Source organism: Pseudoflavonifractor phocaeensis (assembly GCF_038439875.1).
Classification (GTDB): domain Bacteria; phylum Bacillota; class Clostridia; order Oscillospirales; family Oscillospiraceae; genus Vermiculatibacterium.
On sequence record NZ_JBCDMT010000003.1, the window covers coordinates 441,416 to 467,270 of the forward strand.

At 65.2% G+C, this 25,855-nt stretch carries 13 protein-coding genes; 4 read left to right on the forward strand and 9 right to left on the reverse strand.

The features are described 5' to 3' along the window. The first annotated feature begins 8 nt into the window (after nucleotides 1–8). Nucleotides 9–10,799, forward strand: a complete 10,791-nt coding sequence (locus AAEU42_RS06815; RefSeq protein ID WP_342232780.1) for a YDG domain-containing protein — start codon at nucleotides 9–11, stop codon at nucleotides 10,797–10,799. Between the two features lie 163 nt (nucleotides 10,800–10,962). Further along, complete coding sequence (locus tag AAEU42_RS06820) at nucleotides 10,963–12,624, forward strand: sensor domain-containing diguanylate cyclase (protein WP_342232781.1); 1,662 nt, start codon at nucleotides 10,963–10,965, stop codon at nucleotides 12,622–12,624. An 85-nt stretch (nucleotides 12,625–12,709) separates the two neighbouring features. On the opposite strand, the gene AAEU42_RS06825 is transcribed toward AAEU42_RS06820, so the two are convergent. From AAEU42_RS06825 to AAEU42_RS06835, 3 genes are all read right to left on the reverse strand, one after another. Continuing rightward, nucleotides 12,710–14,278 carry a tripartite tricarboxylate transporter permease gene (locus AAEU42_RS06825; protein WP_342232782.1) on the reverse strand — a complete coding sequence of 523 codons (1,569 nt, stop codon included), beginning with the start codon at nucleotides 14,276–14,278 and terminating at the stop codon, nucleotides 12,710–12,712. 13 nt (nucleotides 14,279–14,291) lie between these two features. Next, nucleotides 14,292–14,759, reverse strand: coding sequence for a tripartite tricarboxylate transporter TctB family protein (locus AAEU42_RS06830; RefSeq protein WP_342232783.1), 468 nt, complete (start codon nucleotides 14,757–14,759; stop codon nucleotides 14,292–14,294). Between the two features lie 93 nt (nucleotides 14,760–14,852). Further along, complete coding sequence (locus AAEU42_RS06835; RefSeq protein ID WP_342232784.1) at nucleotides 14,853–16,001, reverse strand: tripartite tricarboxylate transporter substrate-binding protein; 1,149 nt, start codon at nucleotides 15,999–16,001, stop codon at nucleotides 14,853–14,855. A gap of 141 nt (nucleotides 16,002–16,142) precedes the next feature. On the opposite strand from AAEU42_RS06835, the gene AAEU42_RS06840 reads away from it, so the two are divergent. Then, on the forward strand, nucleotides 16,143–17,063 hold the full coding sequence (locus AAEU42_RS06840; protein ID WP_342232785.1) for a LysR family transcriptional regulator: 921 nt from the start codon (nucleotides 16,143–16,145) through the stop codon (nucleotides 17,061–17,063). 12 nt (nucleotides 17,064–17,075) lie between these two features. On the opposite strand, the gene AAEU42_RS06845 is transcribed toward AAEU42_RS06840, so the two are convergent. The 6 genes from AAEU42_RS06845 to hdhA form a co-directional block, all read right to left on the reverse strand. After that, nucleotides 17,076–18,245 carry an NAD(P)-dependent malic enzyme gene (locus tag AAEU42_RS06845; RefSeq protein WP_342232786.1) on the reverse strand — a complete coding sequence of 390 codons (1,170 nt, stop codon included), beginning with the start codon at nucleotides 18,243–18,245 and terminating at the stop codon, nucleotides 17,076–17,078. Nucleotides 18,246–18,284: 39 nt separating this feature from the next. Then, the gene (locus AAEU42_RS06850; RefSeq protein WP_342232787.1) at nucleotides 18,285–19,163 is read right to left on the reverse strand and encodes a 3-hydroxyacyl-CoA dehydrogenase family protein; all 879 of its coding nucleotides are present in this window, start codon (nucleotides 19,161–19,163) and stop codon (nucleotides 18,285–18,287) included. Between the two features lie 15 nt (nucleotides 19,164–19,178). Then, nucleotides 19,179–20,732: a citrate lyase subunit alpha gene (citF, locus tag AAEU42_RS06855; protein ID WP_342232788.1), complete on the reverse strand. Its 1,554-nt coding sequence runs from the start codon at nucleotides 20,730–20,732 to the stop codon at nucleotides 19,179–19,181. Next, nucleotides 20,729–21,961 (reverse strand): CaiB/BaiF CoA transferase family protein, encoded by a 1,233-nt coding sequence (locus tag AAEU42_RS06860; protein ID WP_342232789.1) that lies wholly within the window; start codon nucleotides 21,959–21,961, stop codon nucleotides 20,729–20,731. Before AAEU42_RS06860 ends, citF begins: the two co-directional genes overlap by 4 nt. 30 nt (nucleotides 21,962–21,991) lie before the next feature. Then, complete coding sequence (locus tag AAEU42_RS06865) at nucleotides 21,992–23,197, reverse strand: thiolase family protein (RefSeq protein ID WP_342232790.1); 1,206 nt, start codon at nucleotides 23,195–23,197, stop codon at nucleotides 21,992–21,994. 352 nt (nucleotides 23,198–23,549) lie between these two features. Continuing rightward, a complete protein-coding gene (gene hdhA, locus AAEU42_RS06870; RefSeq protein ID WP_342232791.1) occupies nucleotides 23,550–24,356 on the reverse strand; it encodes a 7alpha-hydroxysteroid dehydrogenase in 807 nt (268 codons plus the stop codon). 128 nt (nucleotides 24,357–24,484) lie between these two features. Between hdhA and AAEU42_RS06875 the strand changes: the two genes are divergently transcribed. Beyond that, complete coding sequence (locus tag AAEU42_RS06875; protein ID WP_342232792.1) at nucleotides 24,485–25,750, forward strand: MFS transporter; 1,266 nt, start codon at nucleotides 24,485–24,487, stop codon at nucleotides 25,748–25,750. The last annotated feature ends 105 nt before the right edge of the window (nucleotides 25,751–25,855 follow it).

Below are 25,855 nucleotides of genomic sequence, written 5' to 3' on the forward strand. Positions count from 1 at the left end.
ATAATTCCATGACAAGACGGGCGGCATCCTTTTGCGTCGCCCTGACGATGCTGATCACCTGCCTGCCCCTTCCGGCCATGGCGGCGGAGCGCCGGGGAGAGATCCGGTCGTTTGAGCCGCTGGCGGAGGCGGAGGCGGCACAAAGCGCGCCCCTGGGCACGCCGCGGGAGGCTCTCGCCCTGCCTGAGACCCTGACGGCGCAGGTCCTTTCGGAGCCGGTTCCCGCGGCGGAGCCGGAACCGGAGGCGGAAGCCGCCCCGGAGCCCGGCACGGAATCGGAGGAGGCCCCGGAGCAGGCGTCCCGGACGGCGGAGGTCGCGGTGCGCTGGACGGCGGAGCCCGCCTATGACCCCGAAACCGCCGGGACCTACGTCTTTACGGCCGCGCTGGAGGAGGGTTATACCCTGGCGGAGGGGGTCACCCTGCCCGCCATCACCGTGACAGTGGAGCCGGAGGACGCCAACGCGCTTCCCAGCGAAGCCCCGGCTCAGGCAGAGGTCACTCTGGAGGCCCTCCAGGCCCGGGCCGACACCCTGCTGGCCCGGTGGCAGGTGGGGGCGGACGCAGGGGCGGCGGACACCGATACGGTGGATAAGGCCGAGTTTTCCGAGGCCCTGTACGCCCTGCTGACCGACGCGGGGGAGCTGGACGAGGGCGGGCAGGAGGATCTGCAGACCTACGGCAGCTTTTTCATCCTCTACCAGATCTTCCTGGCCCAGACCGGAATGGAGCCTTACGGTCTGCCCAACAGCGCCGCACTGCCCACCAACGCGGGCGCCGCGCTGTCCGACAACACCGTATACACCGTATCAAGCAGCACAACGATCACGAACAGCAGCAGGGGCAGCAACGGCCTCAATGTCAACAGCAACTCCACCGTAGTGATCTACATTCCCGCGGATGTAATTCTGACGGTGAGGGGCGGCGACGGCAGCGGCACCACCGCCGGCGGCGCGGGTATCTCCATCCCCAGCACCTCCACCCTGATCGTCACCGGCGGCGGCACGCTGAACGCTTACGGCGGCTCGGGTGGAAACGGCGGCAATGGTGATGGGGCGTCTTATGCCTATGCAGGTTCAGGCGGCAGTTACGGCGGCGGCGGCGGTGCGGGTATCTACCTACCCGACCGGGCTGCGCTGTACGCCTTGGGCGGCACAGTGAACGCTTATGGAGGTGCAGCTGGAAGCGGCGGCAGCGGCGGCAGCGGCGGCAATCCCAGTTCTGACGCGGATAATCCCGGCGACGGCGGTGGCGGCGGCGGTGGCGGCGGCGGCGCGGGAGCCGGCATCGGAACCGGCGGCGGCATTGGTGCCTCCGGTGGCACCGGTGGTCTGAGCAATGCCAAGCCCGGCGATGAGACAGACGGCGTAAGTGGTAATAATGGCAACATAGGCAGCAGCGCCAGCAGCGCCGGAACCCTGTACCAAGGCTCCGCCTCCCTTACATACACGGGCGGTGCCGGTGGTTACGGCGGCGGCGCGGGCAGCGGCGGTACGCGGGGAGAAAGACGCTATGTCTCTAAAAGAGACCGCTGTTCTTCCAGCGGCGGCGGTGGCGGCGGCGGTGGCGGCGGCTGGCCGGGCGCGGGCTACGGCACCGGCGGCGGTGGCGGCGGCGGCGGTGGCGGCGGCGGCTCCGGCCATCATTCCTCATATGAGGAACCGGGCCGCGCCTATTTTTGCGGCAGCGGCGGCGGCGGCGGTCTCGGTTACCAAAACGGCGCGGGCGGCTATGGCGGCAGTGCCAGCAATGACACAAATGAAGTCAATTACTCCGGAAACCGCGGGATCAGCGGCGGCGAAGGCGGAGCTAGAGTAGGTGATAGGAACGGCCGCCATGTGTACGGCGGCGCGGGCGGCGGCGGCAATGCCGGCGGCGGTGCCGCCACCTCCTATACCTCCCAATCGCCCACCACCCCCGAAGGCGTCAAATACACCCTCACCCTGGACTACCGGGGCGGCACGGGCCCGGACGGCAGCCCCACGGGGACCGTGGACGTGGTTCTGGGCGAGGACATGCCCGCCGTCGCTATGCCCACGCCCCCGGTCATGTCCCCGGCGGAACAGTACGTTTTCCAGGGCTACTTCACCGAGATCGACGGCGGCGGAGACCAGTATTACAAGGCGGACGGGACCGGCGCCCGGGTGTGGGACAAGGCCGGGGCGGAGGGCTCCGGGACGCTGACGCTCTACGCCGCCTGGAAGGCGTCCGTCATGCTCCCCACGGTGGACACGGTGAACCATATCATCTACGCCAACGGCTCCGCCCTGCTGGTGACAGACGGTCTCAACGGCGGCACCACCATCTACATCGACGAAAACAGAAACGGCACGCTGGACCCCGGCGAGCTGTCCCTGGCGGAAGCTGACGCACTCGGCGCCCCTCAGGACGGCGCGGACCTCTCCGCCTATACGGTCTACGGCGGCTTCAAGGTCTACCCGGTCTCCGGCACCCTCGTCACCCTGGCGGGCGGCAGGGTCAAGTCGGTCCACGGCGGCGGGCAGGAGCCTTCCGCCGCCGTCACCGGGGACAAAATCGTCCAGGTGAAGGGCAGGCCCGTCATCCTCGACGGCATCGACCTGAGCTCCCTCACCGGGGGCAGGGCCCTGGTGAAGGACGCGGTAAAGTGCGCCCCCGGCGGCATCCGGCTGCAAAACCCACTCTCCACCGACACGGGAACCGTCGTGATCGGGACCGCGCCCGGCGTGAGCACACAATTTGTCAACGCGGTGAAATTCTCCCTCCCGGGAAGCGAGCTGGTGACGAATCCGGCGGCGGGCGAGGTCCGCATTTCCGGCCCGCTGGATGTCTCCCTCTCAGGCGAGCATATCCAGGCGGACGGCCAGCACTTTGGCCCCGGGAACGCCGCCTACGGCAAGGTGTGGTCCGGCATCCTGCTGCCCGTGGCGGGCTATAAGCTGCCGGAAAGTGTGTCCGTCACCATCGGCAGCGCGGCCGCCCAGGCCGGAGAGGACTTCACCTACAACCCGGTCACAGGAGAGGTCCGGGTCCCCTGGCCCACGGGGGATATCGCCATCTCCGCCGAAGGGGACGACATCCAGTATACGCTGATCCTCAACCCCAACGGCGGCCATGTGGAGGGCGGATCGCCGGAGCTTTCGGTGGATCTGGCCTATACGGAACTCTACGCGCTCCCGGAGGCCACAAGAGGGGCTGGGACCCAGTTCCTGTTCACGGGCTGGTCGAAAAGCCCCACCGCCACCGTGCCGGACAGCGGTTTTGAGAATGGCCGGAGCATCTCGGGGCTGAGCGCCATCGACACCGCCCAGATCACCCTGTACGCGGTGTGGAAGGCGACGAACAGCCTGAACACCTCCCTGCAAAACGGCAGCTTCGAGACTCCGGTCAATGGCAGCAGCTTCAGCCAGTTCTGGAACGACGCCACCACACCGGACGGCAAAAACAAGAAAATCGAGTGGAAAACCACGGCCAGCGACCACAAGATTGAGCTGGGCCGCCCCTCCAAAAACCTGAACAACTCCTACAACGCCTATGGCACCCGGACCGCCTCCGAGGGCAAGCAGTTCGCGGAGCTGAACGCCAACATGGTGGCGGCGCTCTACCAGGAGGTGGCCACCGACCCCGGCAACACGCTGTACTGGGGCCTGGACCACCGCGCCCGAGCCAAGACCGGCACGGAGACCATGGAGGTGTGGATCGGCTCCATCACCCAGGTCAACGAGGCCATCACCGCCTATAAAAAGGACGGAAACAAGGTGGGCACAAATACGCAGGCGGTGTTCGCGAGGTACGCGGGAAAGCTCCAGCGCTACACCTATCTGACGCCCGACATGAACTGCCAATACCTGAGGTGCGATTTTAACGCGTGGTACCCCGTGGACGGCGAATATACCGTCCCGGCGGGACAGGACAAAACCATGTTCGCCTTCGTCAGCATCTCCAGCCCGGCCAGCAACTCCTGCGGCAACCTGCTGGACAACGTGTTTTTCTCCATGGTGAAGCCCAAGGAGCGGCGGCCCCTGGCCGTCTCCGCCACGGTGGGCGGCACGGTCCAGGTCAGCGACCCGGACGGGCTTGTCGACGGAAAGCTCCCCGAGGTGACCTCCGGCAATCCCTACGAGAAAAGCCTGGCGCTGGGCGACAGCGTGAAGCTGACCGTTATCCCCAAAGCCGGGTACTCCTTCAACGGCGGCTACGTGGACGGTGTATATTACACCAAGGACAGGCTTCTGGAGGCCTTCACGAACCTCAGCTTCCGCATCGGTGACGGCGAGAGCGTCGTCCCCGCCAGCCCCCGGGACGTCTCCATCCTCTTCGCCAAGGACAGCACCCTTGTTTTCGACCCCCAGGGCGGAGAATACGAGAAGGAAGAGGTCGCTCTGGCGGCAGTGGCGGTGGGGAGCAGCCAAACCTCCTATTCTCTGGCGGCGCCCTTCCGGGACGGCTATACCTTCATGGGCTGGCTGGCGGCGGGGACCGAGACGGTCCTCTCCACCGGCGCCGTGATCCGCTACGTGACGGATCCCGCCACCGGCGACACCTTCCTGCGGGACAGCGGCGGCAAGGTAAGCCTCCCCACCGAGGAGGGCATGGTCCTGATCGCCCAGTGGACGGAGACGAAAATCCCCCTCCCCACCACCACGCTGGTCCTGGAACCCAACGGCGGCACATACGGCCAGGATACGGAATTCAAATGGACGGACGAAGGTAATGTCGAACATACGGAGACCGTGTCCGAGGTATGGCAGACGGTCTACGAGATCGACGCCTCCTACGCCCTGGGCGAGGGCGGTGACCCCGGCGGAGCGCTGGTACTGAGAGCGCCCTTCCGGCACGGGTATCAGTTTGTCGGCTGGCAGGTGTCCGCGCCCTATTCGGACCTCTTCCTCCACGCGGACGACATCATCTCCTATTCCGTCGACAATGGCGGAACGCCCCACCTGGTGGTCACCGCCGGCGGCACGGCACAGGAGCTCGGCGTCCCCGCCTCCCTGACCCTGACCGCCCAATGGCTCAAGGGCTCCGAGGTCACGGGCCCCGAGGAGACGGCCAACCTGGTCTACGGCTACGGCGCCTTTGACTGTATGCTGGCGGTGGGGGCTTCCGCCGGCGCGGGAGAAACCCTGAGCTATCAGTGGTATCAGAGCGACAGCAAGACAAACCAGGGCGGCACGCTCATCGGCGGCGCCACCGGCGCCAGCTATTACGTCCCCAAGGGGCTCGGAGTGGGCGAGCACTACTATTACTGCCAGGTCACCTCCACCCGGGGCGGCGTGTCGGCCATCACCGCCAGCGCGGTCTCCACCGTCACGGTGAAGCCCGCCCCCCTCACCGTCACCTACGCGGGGGAGACCATCAGCTTTGGGGACACCCCCCAGCTCAAGGTAACGGTGACAGGCTTTGTCTACGGGGAGACGCCGGAGGGCTTGTCCGGTTATCAGGCGCCCGCCATTCTGGCCGACCCCTCCACGCTCACGGCGGTCGGCACATACGAGCTGAAGCCCTCCAACGCCGATCCCGACGCCAACGCGACGGCAAACTACCAATTTGCAAACTATGTGCCCGGCAATCTGATCATCAACCCGGCCAGCATGGCGGCCGGCGTGACCGCCGGGGGCGTCGCGGTCATTTACGACGGCAATGGATACAGCATCACGGTAACCCGGACGGGCGCGGCGGAGGGCGCAGCGGTCACCTACTCCACGGATTTGAACGGCCCATACGGTGAAACGCCTTTTGTCTATACGAACGCGGAAAGCTACACCGTTTACTACAAGGTGTCCAAGAACGGTTATACCGACGTGCTGGGCTCCGCCCAGGTCGTGATCGCGAAAAAGCCGGTCACGGCCACGGGCGTCACCGGCCTTGACGGCACGGAAAAGATATATGACGGCAGCACCGCTCTCCCCAGCGGCGTCACCCCCATCATCACGCTGAAGGACGCGTCGGGCAGCACGGTCTTGGCCACGGCCACAGGAACCATCCAGTTTACCGACAAAAACGCGGGGGACGGCAAGTATGTCAGCGCCACCGGGATCAAGCTGGACGATGCGAGCGCGGTGAACTACGTCCTGACCAACACGACCCTGCTTGATCAGGAGACCACTGCGAAGATCACCCCAAGGGCAGTCACGCTGAAGTGGGAAGGGGCCGATTCCCGGACTTACGACGGCCAGCCCTCCGACGTGTACGCCGTTGTCAAACCTTCCGACCTGGTTCCGGGCGACGTGTGCTCCGTCACCGTCACCGGCGGCGGTGAAAAAAACGCGGATATCCACACCGCCACCGCCACGAACCTGTCCAACCCCAATTACAAGCTGCCCGAAGACGGCACAGTTTCCCAGGCCTATACCATTCAAAAAGCCACCCTGACGGCGAAATACGAGGGTGGGGCGGTTATCTACATGGATACATTCCCAGACGCCGCAAAAAGCATTACCGTTCAGGGCTTTGTCAGCGGTGAGACGCCGACGGGCTTAGGGCTAGACTATACCGCGCCCACCTCCCTGACGGGAACGCTGAACGGTACTTCCTTCGACCTGCTGGATCCCGACTTTGACACGGACACCCTGACGCCCGGAGACTACTCCCTTACCCCCGGCGGCGGCAGCGCGAAAAACTATGAATTCGCCGCTCCTGTCAGCGGAACTTTGAAGGTGCTGTACCGAACGTTTGGCACCGCGCTGATCCAGGACTACATCGGTGAGTATGACGGTGAAATTCACACACCAACCATCGTCGGACCCGGCGACCCCACACCGGGGGGCCTCAGCATCAAATATTATACGGACATCGACAAAACACAGGAAGTTACGAACCTGAATTTTAGGGACGTAACGAATACGACGCTTTACTATGAAGTAACCGCCCCTGGATATGAAACTAAACCCGGCACCGTCACCATTCAAATCACTCCGAAAACAGTCACGCCCACCATCGCCGCCAGCAACTCCCCCACCCGGGAATATGACGGCACCAATAACGCCATTGGTCAGACGAAGCTGGGACTTGCCGGCGTGGTGAATGGCGACAGCATCAATATTGCGGCGGCTTCCATCACCTTTACAGACAAAAACGCGGGGGAAAACAAATCCGTCACCGCCAGCGGCCTTTTCCTCACCGGACCCGACGAGGGAAACTATGTGCTCTCCACCACCACCGTCAAAGGAGGGGCCTCTCTGGGCGTGGGCATCACGCCAAAAGTAGTTGGGCTGGACTGGAAAAACCATGAGGGGCTGACCTACACCGGCCGGTCCCACAATGTATACGCCGTCGTACCGGCGTCCGATCTGGCGCTGGACGACACCTGCACCATCACCGTCACCGGCGGCGGCGAGGCCAACGTGAACTCCCCCGGCACACAGTATACCGCCACCGCCGTCTCCCTCTCCGACGAAAACTATGTGCTGCCCACCGATGTGACCCAAACCTACACCATCGCGCCAAAGGAACTGACGGTCAAATTCAAAACCCAGGCGATCACCTACGGCAATAAGCCGGACCTGGAGCTCGTTGTCGAGGGCTTTGAAAACGGCGAGAGCCCCGTCACCGCGGCGGGTTACGAGGCGCCCACCGTCAGCGGGACCATCCCCGAAAATGTCGGCACACACCCGATTACCCTGACCGGCGGAAAGGCCGACAACTACACCTTCAAGCTGGAAGGTGTCACACTCACCATCAATCCCGCCATCATGGGGGTCAGCGCTGTCGGGTATAACCGCGTGTACGACGGCAGGCCCCACGGCATCCTGGTCAGCGCCCCCCAGGGCGCGGTGATCACCTATTATAGGGACGCCGCGTGTACAGACGAGCACAAGCTGGCGTCCGGAGATGAAATGAGCACAAACGTGGTCACCGGCAAGACCGTCTGGTATAAGGTGACCCTGCCCAATTACATAGACGTGACGGGCAGCAACACCATCACCATCACCCCGAAAGAGGTCTTCCCGTCCCTGGGCTCGGCGGAGAGTAAAACCTATGACGGTGATGCCGGCACCCAAGGGACCATTCTGCTCTCCGGCTTGGTGGAGGGCGACGAAACCAAGGTCAGCGCCGAGGGGACCTTCACCTTTACCGGGGGAGAGGGACAGCCCCCGGTAAATGGCAAGGATGTGGCCCTGAACAAGACGGTCGAGATCACCGGCATCACCCTTGGCGGCGATGCGAAGGACAATTATAAATTGTCCACCGATACGCTGACCTCCGTTCCCACCAGCGCCGCCGTCACGCCCCTGGAAATCGGCCTGACCTGGATGGACGGCGACCTGGTTTACAGCGGAACCGAGAAAAACGTCACCGCCAATGCCACCGGTCTGGTGCCCGGCGACATCTGCGAGGTCACCGTGGCCGGCGGCGGCGCGAAGAACGTGGGCAGCTACACCGCCTCGGCCGCCGGGGTGGACAATCCCAACTACGCCCTGCCCAGCAGCGCGACCCATCCTTACGCCATCACCCCGAAGGATCTGACGGCGAAATTCAAGGACGAGACCATCCGGGTCGGAAATCCGGAAAAGGATGTGCCGCCCAAGCTGGAGATCGAGGTCGAAGGCTTTGTCAACAGTGAGACCGCCGAGACCGCCGCGGGCTACATGCCCCCCGCCATCGTCACCGAGATCCCCACCACAAAGCAGTCCGTCCCGGTTCCCATCCTAGTGGCGGGCGGCCGCGCCGACAACTATACCTTCCAATATGAAACCGGGCATCTCACCGTCAAGGGCTACGAGATCGAGGGGGTCACGGCCACGCCTTACGTGGGCAACTACGACAGGCTGAAACACGACGGCGTGACGGTGACCGGGACCTGGCCCGGGGACAAGATCTATTACCAGTACAGCACGGATGGCGGAACCACCTGGACCGAATTCGCGCAAGACATCCCCCAGGTAGGCCCGGAAGGGGAAACCCCGATCAGGGTCAAAGTCACCCGGGACGGCTGGGAAGACCTGACCCTGGATACCGTCATCGCGAAGGTCAAAGCCGCCCCCGCCGTCCAGCTGGCTCCGCCCATATTCGACCGGGACGATGTGGGCAAGGTGACGCTGGGCGGAACCGTGACCAAGAAGAGCTATCCCATCGCTGCCCAGGCCTTGGAATACCGCGAATACCACAAAGCGGGGGACGGGGAGGCAGAGTGGGTCGAACTGGCCCGTGACGACGCTCCCGTCTCTGCCACGACAACCTACACGGTAGCTGCGGAGGGCCTGGCGCCGGACACGGAATATGAGGTGCGGCTCACGGCCACCGATAGCCAGGGCAATACGGCCGTCGACACGCTGCGCTTCCGCACCCAGTCCGAGACGCCGCCCAGCGGCGTCATCGATGGTAAGGTCGAAGATCCAGGCGCGCCGGGCGGGACCACCATCACGGTCACCATCGAAAAGGGCAGCACCTTCGTAGCCAGCCAGGACAGCCTGAGCCCCGGAGACAGATTCCACTTCGAGGGCCTGGCCGACGGCGAGTACAACCTGGTCGCCATGGACAGCCGCGGCTACAAGGTCACCCAGATGGTGACCATAAAGGACGGCAGGAGCGATCCCCTCACCGTGACCATCGTGGGCAGCACGCAGAGCGTGGTGAAGGTGGAGCCGGACGCGCCCGAGGTGGCTGTGGACGGGCTGCCCGGCCTCTTTGAAACGGATCTTTACCTGGCGGACACCAGCGCGACGCAGACAGTCGCCGACGGCGGCACGGTGGAGATCCGCCTCACCGCCGGCACGGCGAAAAACATGTATGAGAAGGAACAGATCGAAGCCCATGCGGACGGCAAGATCAACGGCCTCTTCGTGGACCTCAGCGTGGAGATGCTCATCATGCCCCTGGCGGGAGAGGGAACGGTCAAGTCCATCCGGGACACGAAGGAACGGCTGACCGTCGCCATCCCCCTTCCCAGCGAGGCCCAGGGACAAACAGGCTACCAGCTCCTTCGTTTCCACAACGGACAGGTGAACAGTCTGACGCCCATCGCCGCCGGCGCCGCGCCCACGGAGGAGAGCTTCTATGTCAGCGGGCCATACGCCTACGTCTTCGCCAGCAAATTCTCCACCTACGCCCTCTACTACGACAAGGCGTCGGGCGGAAGCTCCAGCAGCGGCGGCACGAATCAAAAGCCCCCGGAGGCCGCCAAGCCCGTTCCCGCCCCGGACAAGATGGGCGTGAGCGAGTGGCTCAACACCCAGGACCACACGGCCTACATCATCGGCCGCTCCGACGGCCTGGTCCACCCGGAGGCCGACATCACCCGGGCGGAGGTGGCCATGATCTTCTACCGGCTGCTCCGGGAAGACGTCCGCGCCAGGTATGAGACTTCCGACAGCCCCTTCCCCGACGTGGAGGCGTCCGCCTGGTACAGCGGGGCCGTCTCCACCCTGGCCGGTGCGGACATCATCACCGGCCGGTGGGACGGCACCTTTGGGCCGGATCTGCCCATCACCCGGGCGGAGTTCGCCGCCATCGCCTCCCGGTTCGCCAGCCTCCCCTACACGGGCACCGACCTGTTCTCCGACACCGCCGGCCACTGGGCCAGGGAGGAGATCAACCGGGCGGCCTCCTACGGCTGGGTGAACGGCGTCGGGGACGGGACCTTCGCCCCCGACCGGGCCATCACCCGGGCCGAGGCCATCGCCATCATCAACCGTGTCCTGGGCCGCCTGCCCGAGACGGCGGAGGACCTGCTGCCCGGCATGAAGACCTGGCCGGACAACGCCGAGGCGGATAAGTGGTATTACCTCCCCATCCAGGAGGCCACCAATGGGCACGGCTTCGACCGCAAAAAAGACGGGATCCACGAGACCTGGACAGAGCTGACCGGCGAGCCCTGACCCTCAATCCACAGCGCGCGGAGGGGGCAAAAGCCCCCTTCCGCTCCAAGCCCGTCTTCCCCGGAAGGCGGGTTTGGAGCGGGAAGCGCGGAACACAGCCCCGCTGCCGGAAAAGTACCGGCTGCGGCCCACATCACGGCCGCTCGATTGTGAGGTACACTTTATGAAGTCGATCCAAACCAAATTCATCGCGCTGATTCTGGGCTGCGTCCTGCTCTCCTCGGTGGTCATCGGCGGGGCGGGCATCCTGAACGCCCAGCAGGTGGTGGATGGGGATTCCGCCAAGATCATGAACCTGCTGTGTGAGGAAAAATCCGCAGAGCTGAACGGCCTTCTCACCCGCATCGAGCAGTCGGTCAAGACCCTGTCCATCTACACGCTGGACCGGCTGGAGAGCGTGGAGCGGCTGAAAACAGATCCCGACTATCTGGAGGAATACACCCGGAAGCTGGAATCGGTGGCGGTAAACGCCGCCGGTAACACCGAGGGCGCCCTGGCGGTCTATGTCCGCTTCAACCCGGAGCTCACCCCGCCCACCTCCGGCCTGCTGTGGAGCAAAACGGAGCGCAGCGGCACCTTTCAGCAGCTTACCCCCACCGATTTTTCCGGGTACAGCCCCTCGGACGTGGAGCACGTGGGCTGGTATTACATCCCCGTGAAAAACGGGCAGGCCATCTGGATGTCCCCCTATTTCAACCAAAATCTGAACGTACAGATGATCTCCTACGTGATCCCCCTCTACCGGGACAACCAGACCGTGGGCGTGGTGGGCATGGACATTGATTTCGGCGTCATCGAGGATATGGTAGGGAGCATCCGGCTCTACGACAGCGGATACGCCTTCCTGGCCGACGGTCAGGGGACCGTGATGTACCACAAGGACATCTCCCTGGGCACGCCCATGGCCGCCGCGGACAAAAGCCTCCTGCCCGTGGTGGCCGAGCTGGAGAACGGGACCTCCGGCAGCGCCCTGTTCGCCTATGAGCGGAACGGGGAAAAGCGGGAGCTGGCCTTCCGCACCCTGCGCAACGGGATGCGCCTGGCCGTCACCGCCCCGGTCAAGGAGATCGACGCCGGACGCAACGGCCTGATCCTGCAAAGCTGCGTGGCCCTCCTGCTGGTCAGCGCCCTCTCCGTGGCCCTGACCCTGGTTTTCACCCGGCGACTGGTGCGCCCGCTGAAAGAGCTCAACCAGGCGGCGAAAAAAATCGCCGACGGTGACCTGTCCGTATCCATCAGCACCCAGACCAAGGACGAGGTGGGGGCCCTGGCGGACAGCTTCCAGAAGACGGTGGAGCATTTGCAGCAGTACATCAGCTACATCAACGGCCTGGCCTACCGGGACCCCATGACCGGGGTCAAAAACAAGACCGCCTACCAGGAGGCGGAGCGCCAGATGGAGGACCGGATGCGCACGGGCCTTCCGGAATTCGCAGTGGTGGTGCTGGACATCAACGGCCTCAAGCACGTCAACGACACCTACGGCCACGACTTCGGCGACATGCTGATCGTGGACGCCTGCCGCCTGATCTGCAAGACCTTCAAGCGCAGCCCCGTCTACCGCATCGGCGGGGATGAGTTCGCCGTGATCCTGGAAAACGGCGATCTGGAGAGCTATCCGGCGCTGCTGGAGCATTTCGAGCGGGACATGGCGGAGCACAACGAGACTGCCCGCCCGGACAGCCGCCTCTCCATTGCCCGGGGCATCGCCGTCTACGACCCCAGCGTGGACCTGGTCTTTGCCAACGTGTTCAAGCGGGCGGACGACGCCATGTATCAGAACAAGAAGGCCATCAAGGCCCGGGAAAAACAGGGAGCGCTTTGAGCCGTTTTTTCACAATAAAGAGGCCGGGAAATCATAGATTTCCCGGCCTCTTTATCATTTTTATGGAATTGCCGGACCGCTCCGCTCAGGGCTTTCCGCCGTCCTCCTCTGAGGTGAATTCCGCCTTACGCTCCTCCTCCATTTTCTCCGCCATTTTGGACGAAGACTTCGTGGATTTGGTGGTGCGCACACTGAAGTAGAGCATGATGAGCAGGAACACGAAGATGGCGATGCCGAAGGGGCGGGTGACCATGGCCAGGGGGTCGTTGCTGTACTGGATCATGGCCCGGCGCAGGGCGGTGTCCATGGTATTGCCCACCAGCAGCCCCAGCAGCATCGGGGGAATGGGGTAGCCGAACACCTTCATGAGATAGCCCAGGACGCCGAATACCAGCAAAAGGATCAGGCTGAACTTGGTGTAGGTGGTGGCAAAGGCGCCGATGGCGCAGAAGATGGCGATCAGCGGCATCAGCAGGGATTCCTCCAGGGTCAGGAACCGGATGGCGAAGCGGCTGAGGAAGTACCCCGCCACCATCATCACCAGCGCCGCCAGGATGAAGAGCACCGTGATGGCGCACAGCACGCCGGGAGAGTCCGTCATCAGGGTGGGTCCGGGGCGGTAGCCAATGAGGAAGAGGGCCGCGATGAACACCGCCGTGGAGCCGCTTCCCGGGATGCCCAGGGCCAGGCTGGGGATGAGGGCCCCCACGCTGGAGGCGTTGTTGGCCACCTCCGCCGCGATGATGCCCTCGGGGACGCCGGTGCCGAAGTCCTTGCCGTTCTTCTCCTGCTTTCTGGCCAGATCATAGGAGAACCAGCAGGCCGCCGACTCCCCGATGCCGGGAATGAAGCCCACCCAGAGCCCCGCCAGCAGGGAACGGATGATATTGGGGATGTTTTTCAGGAAAACCGGGATGCGGACAATGGGAAAGCCCGACTCCGCCTTTACCCGGATCTCCGTGGGCCTGCTCAGCGTGTAGATGACCTCCCCCAGTCCGAAAAGGGCCAGGATGGCCACCACGGAGCTCACGCCCCCCAGGAGCTTGGTGGTGCCGAAATTGTACCGGACCACCGACTGGACCGCCTCGGCCCCGCACATGGAGACAAAGATCCCCACGAAGGCGGAGACCCAGCCCCGGATGGGGTCTCCCCCCACCAGGGAGCCGCAGAGCATCACCCCGAACAGGCAGAAGAGGAAGGTCTCCCAGTTGCCGAATTTCAGCGCCACCGCCGCGATGAAGGGCTGGATGAAGAACACCAGGATCATGGCCAGGATGGAGCCGATGCAGGAGGAGACATAGGCGTAGCCGCAGGCCTCCCGCCCCCGCCCCTTCTTGGTCATGGGATATCCGTCCATGACCGTGGCGGCCGCGGCGGAGGTGCCAGGGATATTGGCCAGGGAGGCGGTGATGCCCCCCGAGCTCATGGAGGAGACCAGGATCCCGATCAGCAGCGCCAGCCCTTCCACCTGGGGCAGGCGGAAGATCACGCCCAGCACCAGGGCCATGCCCATGGTGGCCCCCAGGCCGGGGATGACGCCGATGATATAGCCCAAAATCACCCCTCCGCACAGGTAGAGGAGCGTGGGCGCGGAGGTCAGGATATTGCCAATCGTGGTGCCGAGGTAGGACCACTCCGCCATCAAACCAGACATTTCAACACCTCCATCAGGGCAGACGCAGCCCGATCAGCTTCGGCAGGACGATAAGGGCCACAAACACATAGATCCCGCAGATCAGGGCCAGCTTCCAGGGGCTCTTCTTTTTCACGTTCAGATAAAACAGGATCGCCACCGTATAGACGATGGTGGGCACCGTGAAATTGCTGAAGTAGACCGCCAGCAGGTATCCCGCGATCAGCGGCAGGATCACCGCCAGCCGTTTCAGCTCCTCCTTGGAGATATGGGCGCTGGCGTGGGTCCCCTTCAGCTGTTTGACGGTGAGCAGGATCCCCAGGATGAGGACCGCCGCCGCCGCGATGGTGGGGGTGAACTTTGCCTGGGCGAACAGATTGACCCATCCGATGTCCAGGCTCACCGGGTTGTTCTCGATGCTCAGGGCCAGGGCGAGCATCATGAGGCCCAGGGCCGTGATGACCAGCCCCTCTATGCTGTTTTTCCAATTTAATTTTGACACGTCAGCCATCCCTTCCCCACAAGGTGGATCAGCGTTTTTCGTTCAAGGGGCCCGCAGAGCGCCGGAGGCTCCGGCGCTCCGCGGGCGGTCTCCTCAGCCCTGGGGCCAGGGGTTCACCTTGCTCAGATCCAGCTTGCTGTAATCGAAATCCGCAATGGAGGGGATCCCCATATCCGCCGGATTCTTCCCCTTGGCGGCCAGGTTTTGGTCATACAGCGTCCAGGCGTACAGGGATTCCGCCTGGGCCATCATTTTGTCCATCTCCTCGCCGTGGATGCACACGGGGATCATCCCCAGGCTCTCGGCGTACTCCTTGAACTCGTCGGAGTTGACCGCCTTGTCAAAGGCCGCCTGGAACGCCAGAAGCTGGCTGGCCTCCGTGGTCCTGGGCAGGGCCATGCCGTAGTAGCCCAGGGCGGCGGCGTTTGCGGCGGCCTCGGGGTAGGCGTCAAACAGGGAGGGCACCTGGTAGGACGTGCCGTCCACCCGGTCGATCTCCATCTCCTGGGTGTTCACCGTGCCCAGGCACACCAGGTCGCCGCTCTCCAGCAGGTCCTTCACGTCTCCCACGCTGGCCCAGACCCAGTCGATCTCCCCCGCCATCACGTTGGTGGCCGCCTCTCTGCCGCCGCTGTAAGGCACGGCGATGGCGTCCACGTCCACGGCGTCCAGCAGCATTTGCCCGGAGAGGTGGATGGCGCTGCCGATGCCGGCGTTCCCCCATTTCATCTGCCCCGGCGCCGCCTTGGCCGCGTCAAAGACCTCCTCGATGGTGGTATAGCCGGAATTCTTGGATACGCTGAAGCAGAAGGGGGACTGGACCGCCGCGAAAGAGTACCAGTCCGACCATGTGCTGCCCTCCAGATAGCCCAGAACATCCCAGGAGCTTGCGGCGGGCAGAAGGTACCCCAGGGCCATGTCCCCCTGCTTCCCCTCCTCCAGCACCTTCATCCCCGCCACGGAGGCCGAGCCGCCGGTGACGTTGACGCAGTTGGAGCTGCATTTCAGCTCTTCCGCCATGAGGGCGGAGAGCTTGCGCACGATGTTGTCGGAGGTGCCGCCCGCGGTGTAGGCGATGACCGAGGTCAGCACCCCGCTGGCGGGGTACTTGGGGTCCGCCGTGACCTGGCCGGACCCGGCGCCGGAGGCGTCCGGCCCCTCCGGCTCCTTCGGGCCGCCGCAGGCGGTGAGGGACAGAGCCATTGCCGACACGAGAAGGAGAGACGTCCATTTCTTTAACATGTGATAACTTCCTTTCCTTTTTTCGATCCGTCCATTCCTGTCATTGCCCCGCCCGCGCTCCGGCGGGCGGCCGGTTGATTCTCCCTGAAGTTTCTGCTATCATGGTATCACATAATCTAAATCGGATGGGTGGGATGTCCGGTGGATACACGTCAGCTGGAGTACGTTTTGACCCTGGCGGAGGAGCGCAGCCTGTTCCGGGCCGCCGAGCGGCTCTTTGTCTCCCCCAGCGCCCTGAGCCAGTCCATCGCCAAGCTGGAGCAGAGTTTGCGCACCAAGCTCTTCACCCGGGGGAAAAACGGCTGGAACCCCACCCCGGCGGGCAACATCTACCTCGACATGGCCAAAGAGGTCATCGACCTGCGCCGGAAGGCCTACACCGAGATCAGCATGATCGCCAACCAGGTCAGCAGCACCCTTACCGTGGGCATCACCCCCGGCCGGGGGACCATCATGTTTGCCCAGATCTTCCCGGTCTTCAACGCAAAATACCCCAACATCAAGATCTCCCTGGTGGAGGACTCCGTCCGTGCCATCGTGGACCAGATCGTCCAGGGCAAGGTGGACCTGGGCTTCCTGACCTCCGGCTTCGACGACAGCGCCGTGGCGGTCCGGCATATGGTCACCGAGCGGTTCCTGATCGTCATCCCCCGCTCCCACCCCATGGCCGGCCTGGCCGACAGCTACCCTTACGGTGACTATGCCACTGTCAGCCTCTCCCAATTCAAGGACGATGAGTTCATGCTCATGGGCCACGGCTCCACCCTGCGGACCATCGAGGACAAGATGTTCGCCGACGCGGGCTTTACCCCCAAGGTCTCCTTTGAGACCTCCAGCATGCAGACCATCAACAGCCTGTCCCGGCAGGGGTTCGGCATCTCCTTCGTCCCCCAGTTTTACGCCACCTACACCGACCAGGCCGTCTACTTCAAGCTGGACCCGCCCGTCTCCTGGGACCTGCTGGCGGTCTACCGGCCCAAAGCCCGCCTGACGACTCCCGAGGAATTCCTCATCTCCATCGCCAGGGACTATTATAAGACCACCCCGTATACCCCCGAGTGACCCCCCGGCCGGTCACAGCCGGGCGGCGCCGCTCCTCCGGGCCGCCTCGGCCACCGCTTTCGCCACCGCCGGGGCCACCCGGGGGTCGAAGGCCTTGGGGATGATATGCTCCGGCCCCAGCTCCTCTTCGGAGACCAGGTCCGCCAGAGCCAGGGCGGCCGCCATCTTCATCTCCTCGTTGATATCTCCGGCCCTCACGTCGAAGGCCCCCCGGAAGATGCCAGGAAAGGCCAGCACGTTGTTGATTTGGTTGGGGAAGTCGCTGCGCCCCGTGGCGATCACGGCGGCCCCGCCCGCCCTGGCCTCCTCCGGGTAGATCTCCGGCGTGGGGTTGGCGCAGGCGAACAGGATGGCGTCTTTGTTCATGGTCCTCACCATATCGGCCGTCACCAGATTGGGGGCGGAGATGCCGATGAACACGTCGGCGCCCGCCAGCATGTCCGCCAGGGAGCCCTTTCGATGGTCGAGGTTCGTCACCTCGGCCATCTCTTTTTTGATCCAGCTCATGTCCCCGCAGCCCTTGCAGATGGCCCCTTCCCGGTCGCACATGACGATATTGGAAAAGCCCGCGGAGAGGAGCAGCTTCACGATGGCCACGCCGGCGGCCCCCGCCCCCGAGGTGACGATGCGCACGCTCTTGTCCTTCCCCGTCACCTTCAGGGCGTTCAGCAGCCCCGCCAGGGTGACCACCGCCGTGCCGTGCTGATCGTCGTGGAAAATGGGGATGTCGCACACCGCTTTCAGCTTCCGCTCGATCTCGAAACAGCGGGGGGCGGAGATGTCCTCCAGATTGATCCCCCCGAAGCTGCCGGCCAGGAGCTCCACCGTGCGCACGAACTCGTCCACGTCCTGGGTCCTGACGCACAGCGGGATGGCGTCCACCCCTCCGAAGGTCTTGAAGAGGGCGCATTTCCCCTCCATGACCGGCATGCCGGCCTCCGGGCCGATGTTCCCCAGCCCCAGCACGGCGGAGCCGTCGGTGATCACCGCGCAGAGATTGTGGCGCAGGGTCAGGTCATAGCTTCGGTCCGGGTCCCGCCGGATCTCCAGACAGGGCTGGGCCACCCCCGGCGTGTAGGCCAGGGACAGGTCCTCCTCGGTCCGAAGCGGCGCCTTGACGGCCACCTCGATCTTTCCGCCCCACCGCTCGTGGAGCCGCAGGGATTCCATCGCGTAATCCATGGCGTCCATCCTCCCTTTCTCTCCCGGCAGGGACCCTGTTCACGCCAGGTCCCGCCGGGCTTTTTTCTCCCCGTCCGTGTAGTCGTACCAGCCCTTGCCGCTCTTGCGGCCCAGCTCCCCGGCCTCCACCAGGCGCCGCACCCGGCCGGTGGGCCGCCAGCGCTCCTCCCCCGTGGCCCGGTACAGGGTCTCCAGGCCGGCCAGGCCCACGTCCAGGCCGGTCATATCGTTGAGCTCGAAGGGGCCCATGGGGTGGTTCAGCCCCAGCTTCAAAGCGGTGTCGATATCCTCCACGCTGGCGATGCCCTCCTCCAGGCAGCGGTAGGCCTCCATGCGCAGGGCGTAGTTGATCCGGTTGACCAGAAACCCGGGGCTGTCCTTCACCAGCACGCCGGTCTTGCCGATGCCGGAGATGATCTCCCTGGCCCGCTCCGCCGCTTCGGGGGCGGTGCGCTCCCCGCGGATGATCTCCACCAGCCTCATGGCCGGCACGGGGCTGAAAAAGTGGGTCCCCAGGAACCGTTCCGGTCTTTGGAGGGCCTCGGCCAGCTGGGTGATGGGGATGGAGGAGGTGTTGCTGGAGATCAGGGTCCCCTCCCCGCAGCAGCGCTCCGCCTCACTCAGGAGCCCTTTCTTGATGTCCCGGTCCTCCAGGATGACCTCCACGATCCAGTCCGTCCCCCGGGCCGCCCTCTCCAGGTCGTCCACCGGCGTGACGCGGCCCAGGACCTCCTCCGCGCGCGCCCGGGTCTCCTTCCCCTTGGCCACCCGTTTGTCCAGGCTCTTGGCTATGGCCTCCAGGCCGCGCTCCGCCAAGGCCTGGGTCTGGTCCCAGAGCCGGACCCGGTGTCCCGCCCCCGCGCAGACCTGGGCGATGCCGCCGCCCATGAACCCCGCGCCCAAAACAGCGATTTCCACAGCGTTCCTCCTCTCTTATGCTTCCGTGCCGTCCAGCTTCTGCCGGACCACATCGATCACGGATCCATCCCTATACTCTACCACGCCCACGATCCGGTCTCCCAGCCGGGGGCGGGCTTTCCGGTCCGCCCGCTCCTCCCCCAGCTCCTTCAGCCGGGCGATATCCACCGTCTCGATGTCCGCCCGGCGCAGCTTCTCCAATAGGTCTCCCCGTCTGGGGTTGACGGCGATGCCCAAATCCGTCACCAGCACGTCCACGGTCTCCCCCGGCGTGGTCACCGTAGTGACCCGGTCCCGCACCAGGCAGTAGCCCCCCTTCACCAGCTTGGACACCACCACGGCGACCTTGGCCCCGGCGGCGCAATCGCTGTTGCCCCCGGCGGCGCTCATGATGGCCCCGTCCGAGCCCGTGATGACGTTCAGGTTGAAATCCAGATCCAGCTCCGTGGCCCCCAGGATCATGATGTCCAGCCGCTCCACCGCGCAGCTCTTGGCGGCGGGGTCGGCGTATTGTTCGGCGCTGATGACCACGTGGTCTCCGTCCTCCGCCACGGAGCGGATGGCGGCGGCGTCAAAGCACTGGGTGTCCAGCAGGGCCCGGAACAGCCCCCGGTGGAGCATGTCCACCAGCGGCGCCGTGATCCCGCCCAGGGCAAAGCTGCCTGTGACCCCCTCCGCCTCCATGATCCGCCCCACCTCCCCGGCCACCGCCAGGGAGATGCCGCCCGCTCCGGTCTGAAGGGACATCCCCGGCTTGATGTACCCCGCCGCCCGCAGCAGCTCCGCCGCGGACCGGGCCACGGACAGGCTTTCGGGGTCCGCGGAGACCCGGGTGGGCCCGTAGGCGATGCCGCCGGGGTCCCCGATGGCGTCCACCCGCACCACCCAGTCCACGTCCGTCTGGCAGATCTGGGCGGGATGCAGGGGGTAGGGCTCCAGGGTGTCGGTCACCACCACAACCTGGTCGGCATACCGGGCGTCCGCGCAGGCGTAAGAGAGCATGCCGCAGGCCGACGGCCCCGTCCGGCCGCTGGCGTTCCCCTCCTCGTCGCAGGAGGGCGCCGCGATAAAGGCCACGTCGATGTGGAGCTCCCCCGCCGCGATGGACCGGGCCCGGCCCCCGTGGGTCATGAGGACGGCCGGCTGTTTCAGCCGCCCCCCGCTGATGGCCTGGGCCACCTTTCCCCGGGAGATGGTGCTGAAGGTCATGCCGGTGATCACGCCCCGGTCGATCAGCTCCGCCAGGGGATCGTGGCAGGCAAAGAGGCCGGAGGCCGCCACCCGGATATCCTTGAGCCCCAGCCGGGCGATGGCCTCCATCACCAGGACCGTCACCCGGTCCCCGTTGCGCAGATGGTGGTGGAAGGAGACCGTCATGCCGTCCCGCAGGCCCGTCCGCTTGATGGCCTCCTCGATGGACGGCAGCAGCTTGCCGCCGCTCCGCCGCCCGCCCGCCGGCCTGGCCGCCCGTTCCGGCCGCCCCGCCGGGGCATGGGCCCCCGCGAAGGGCCGCACCGGGCCGTAGCCCTCTATGTATGAGGGGAGCTCTCTCCCCACCGCGTTTTTCATGCTCCGCCCCCTCTCAGATGCCCCAGGGCCGCCCCCTGGTCCAAAAAGCCCCGGATCTCGGCCTCGGAATAGTGGAGGCGCTCCAGCACCCGCACCGTGTCCTCCCCCAGCAGCCCGGCGGGGGCGGTGTGGCAGACCTCCTCCCCGAACCGGATGGGCGGGCAGGGGACCACGGCCCTGCCGCCGTCGGGAAAATCCTCGTATTCGATATATTGGTTGACCCAGGCCTGCTCACTGCCGGCGATATCCCGGAAGTGGTTGAGCCGGGTGCAGGGGATGTCCCGCTTTTCCAGCTCCGCCAGCCACTCTCCGCTGGTCCGCCGGGCAAAGATGGGCTCCACCACCTGGAACAGCTCCCGCTTGGAGCTTCTGCGGGCCTGCACCGTGGCAAACCGGGGGTCGGACAGCAGGTCGCCGCGGCCCAGCGCCTCGAAATAGGCCTGTGCGTACTTGGCCTCGTCCAGGATCATGACCATGATCCACTCCCCGTCGGCGCAGCGGAACTGGGCCCGGAACGCGCCCCCCTCCTCCCGGCTCTTGGGGTAGGTCAGCCCGTACTTGTCCTGGGCCATGATGACCATGCAGCCCATATACCAGATGGCCGCGCTGTACAGGGAAGTGCTGATCCGCTCTCCCCGCCCCGTCTTTTCCCGCTGGAGCAGGGCCGCCAGGATCCCGCCCAGGAGCAAGGCCCCCGTGGCGGTATCCCCCACGCTGGTGGGGTGCTGCACCGGGACGCTGTTCTCCCCCCGCACCGTCATATCCGCCAGGAAGCCGGTCTTGGCCCAAAAGGCCACGCTGTCGAAGCCGGGGGACTGGGCCTCCGGCCCCTTTTCCCCAAAGCCGCTGAGGGTGGCGTATACAAGACCGGGATAGCGCCTGTGCATCTCCTCCCACCCCAGCCCCAGCTTTACCAGGGACTTCATGCGGGTGTTGCTCAGGAACACGTCGGCCTCCCCCAGCAGGCGGTGGAACGCCTCCATCCCGGATGGGTTCTTCAGATCCAGGGCGATGCACTCCTTGCCCGAGTTGAAGAGGTCGAACAGGGGGTTCTCCCCCTCGTCGGACCGGATGCCGTTGTTGGCTCCGTGGATGCGCCACACGTCCCCCTTGGGGCTCTCCACCTTGACCACCCGCGCGCCCATGTCCGCCAGCATCCTGCCGCAGGCGGGCACCGCCACGTATGTACTCAGCTCAACGACCTTGATCCCTTCCAGCGGTTTCGTCATTCCCATCTCCGCTCCGCCCTTTCCTCTCTCTCATACCCGTTCCACGATCACCGCGCTGCCCATGCCGCCCCCCACGCACAGGGTGGCCAGGCCGTAGCGCACGCCCCGCCGGGCCATCTCGTAAAGCAGGGTCCCCACCAGCCGGGCCCCGGTGGCCCCGTTGGGGTGGCCGATGGCGATGGCTCCGCCGTTGACGTTCACCCGCCGGGGGTCCATCCCCAGCTCCCGGATGCAGGCCAGGCTTTGGGCGGCGAAGGCCTCGTTGAGCTCCACAAGGCCCATGTCCTCCATGGACAGCCCCGTCCGCTTCAGGGCCAGCCCGGCGGCCGGGATCGGCCCGATCCCCATGATCCGGGGATCCACCCCCGCCGAGGCCTGGCCCACGATACGGCCCATCGGCGTGAGGCCCAGCTCTTTGACGGCCTTCTCTCCCGCCAGCAGCACCGCCGCCGCCCCGTCGCTCCGGGGGCAGGAATTGGCGGCCGTCACCGTCCCGCCCTCCCGGAAAACCGGCTTCAGCTGGGCCAGCTTTTCCAGCGGGGTCAGCCGTGGGGACTCGTCCCTGTCAAAAAGGACGGGCTCCCCCTTTTTCTGGGGGACCGGGACGGCCACGATCTCCGCCTGGAACTTCCCCGCCTCCAGCGCCGCCTGATACCGGCTCTGGCTCTGGAAGGCGAAGGCGTCCTGATCCTCCCGGGAGATGCCGTATTGCTCCGCCACATTCTCCGCCGTGTCTCCCGTGCCGAAGGCTCCGTAGATTGGCACCGGCTGGGAGTTCACCGAGCCCTCCGTCACCGGGTCGGCGAAGATCCGGTTACCTACCCCCAGCCCATACCGGCCGCCCTTCAGATAGAAGGGGGCCATGCTCATGCTCTCCACCCCGCCGGCTGCGATGACGCCGGCCTGGCCCAGGGCGATCTCGTTGGCGGCGTTCTGGATGGCCTGCATGGCGGAGGAGCATTGCTGCATCACCGTATAGGCGGGGACGCGCTCGGGATAGCCGGCCAGCAGGGCGGCGTACCGGGCGATATTGGCCGCCTCCGCGCTCTGGCGGGTCTGTCCCAGGATCACCTCGTCCACCTGCTCCGCGGCAACGCCGCCCCGGGGCAGGATATCCTGGAGCACGGCGCAGGCCAGCGCGTCGGGCCGGACCTCCCGCAGGACGCCCCCCATCTTGCCGAAAGCCGTGCGGTTGGCCGCTACAATATACACATCCTGCATTTCCAGTTCCCCCATCTATAATCAGTTTTTCTGAAATAAAACCTTTAAGTCCAACTAATTAATTTTTATTTATTGTAAAACTTAGCCAATTATTATCCTGTTTCCCCTTACATTTACTCATTATAGGACAGAATTCCAAAAAAGCAATTTCGATGAAATGAACGCAGATTCAGTTTTACTGAATCTGCGTTCATTTCAGAGCCCCAGTGAAAGAAAGCGAACGCTCCGCCAGGACCACCGCCCCTACCGCCTCAAGGAATTGTCGAAATCCGTCGCCCGGCGCAGGCGCCGCAAAGGCCGTAAAAGGCAAAAGAAAAGCGGCCCCACAGCGGGGCCGCCTCCCCGGCGGTTCGCCCGGTCCGTCCCGTCAGGTCCCGCTCCCCTGCCGCCGGATCACGTCGGCATATTGGGGCGTGCCCAGGCCGTAGCCCCCCGCCACGTCCAGGATGTGGCCGGTGATATAGGAGGCGTCGTCTCCGGCGAGAAAGAGCACCGCGCCGGCGATGTCCTCCGGCCTCCCCATCCGGTTCAGCGGCACGTGGGACAAAAAGGAGCGGATGAACTCCTCCGGCATGTTGTCCAAGGCCGCGTCGGTGGCGGTGAGGCCCGGCAGGACGGCGTTGCAGCGGATGCCGTCCCGGGCGAACTGCAGGGCGATCTGACAGGTCAGGTTGTTGATGGCGGCCTTGGACACCCCGTAGCCGGTCCGGGTCACATCGGGGATGAGCCCGCCGATGGAGGATATATTGACGATGCTGCCGCCCCCGCGCTTCCGCATGTGGGGGATCACCAGCCTGCTGACCCGGTAGACGCTCCCCAGGTTCAGCTCCAGGATGCGGAAAAAGGCCTCCTCCGAACCTCTGACCACGTCCAGATCCTCGGCTGGCAGGCCCATGCCGAAGTTGTTCACCAGGATGTCGATCCCCCCTGTCCGCTCCGCGGCGGCGTCCACCATGGCGGCATAGCTCTCCTTCCGGAGCGCGTCGAAATACACGGGAAAGAGCTCCCAGCCCTCCGCCCGGTGGCTGTCGCAGATCTCCTGGGCCGCCTCCAGCCGCCGGACCCCCATGGCCACCTTCGCCCCCTCCCGCGCCAGCGCCAGGGCGCAGGCCAGGCCGATGCCACGGGTGGCCGAGGTCACCAGAGCCGTCTTTCCCTCCAATTTTTTCGCCATGCTGATCCCTCCCTTTCCTTTCAGTATCTACTCCGCCGGGCGTTCTATTCGTCCGTGCCCCCCGCGGCCGCACATAAACAGGCCCGGCGGGGCCCATAATAAGCGAAAACCCAGGAAAGGGGCACGGGATGAAAAAGAGAAAGCCGCATGGCGCGTGGATCATTCTGCTGGGGGTCATCCTCATCCGGGGCTTTGCCGGAGGCGGGCTCAACACCGTCTCCGCCCTGTTCCTCTCCCCCGTGGCCGCCGAGCTGGAGGTGGGGATCGGCAGCCTGTCCATCTACCTCAGCATCACCTCCGTCGTCACGGTGGTCTGGCTCCCCGCGGCGGGCAGGCTCATCAACCGGTACGACATCCGGGCCGTGGCCCTGGCGGGCGCCCTGCTGCAATGCCTCTCCTTCGCCGGTTTCGGATGGATGGACAGCGTGTTCGGCTGGTACCTGCTGGGCATCCCCTACGCCATGGGGGCCACCATCCTGGCCACCCTGCTGGGCCCCATCCTCATCAACCGCTGGTTCGCCAGGAACACGGGGCTGATGCTGGGGCTCCAGATGGCCTTCGTGGGAGTGTTCGGCGCGGTGTTCCAGCCCCTCGCCTCCCGCCTCATCGCCCAAAGCGGGTGGCGGAGGGCCTACCTCACCTTGGGCTGCGCCGCCCTGGCCGCCATAGCGCTGTCCATCCTGCTCTTCCTCCGCAACCGCCCCCAGGATCGGGGGCTCTCCCCCTACGGGGCGGATCAGCCCCCCGCTGGGGCGGACAGGCGCAGCTGCCCCGAGGACCAGGTAAACGTAGATGAGCAGACCGCCCTGCGCTCCTCCTCCTTTTACCTGCTTCTCCTCTTTATGATCTCCTTCACGGGGGTGGGGGTGTTTGCCCAGCACATCCCCACCTACAGCGGCATTTTGGGCTACTCCCTCCAGCGCACCGGCGCCGCCCTGGCCTTCGCCTCCGTGGGCAGCGCCGTGGGCTCCATCGCCATCGGGATGATCAGCGACCGGATCGGCGTTTTAAAGACCTGCTATGGCGTCCTCGCCGCCGGGCTCGCCGCCGTGGCGGGCTTTCTCCTCAGCGGCGGCCGCTTCCCCCTCTTCGCCCTCTCCACCTTCCTCCACGGCCTCACCAGCTCCGGCATCATGGTCCTCGCCCCCATCCTCACCCTGAAATTTTACGGGCAGCAGGACTATGAGAAGATCTACGCCAAGGTCTCCATGGGCGCGCCCCTGGCCTCCATCCTTCTCATCCCCGCCTACGGCTTCGTCTACGACCTGACGGGCAGCTACCGCTTCGTCCTGCTGGCCATGGCCTTCCTGCTCCTTCTGGCCCTCTTCTGCATCGTAATGGGCTGGAGACGGCGCTGCATCATCTACGGCTGCCCCACCTGGCGGAAGCGGTAACGCTCCCACCCCGGCCCACGCGGAAAACGGCATGGCTTTTCAAAGCCATGCCGTTTTCCTATCCCCGGCCCACCGGATCGAGGCCAGCGCTCCGCCCCCCTTCCC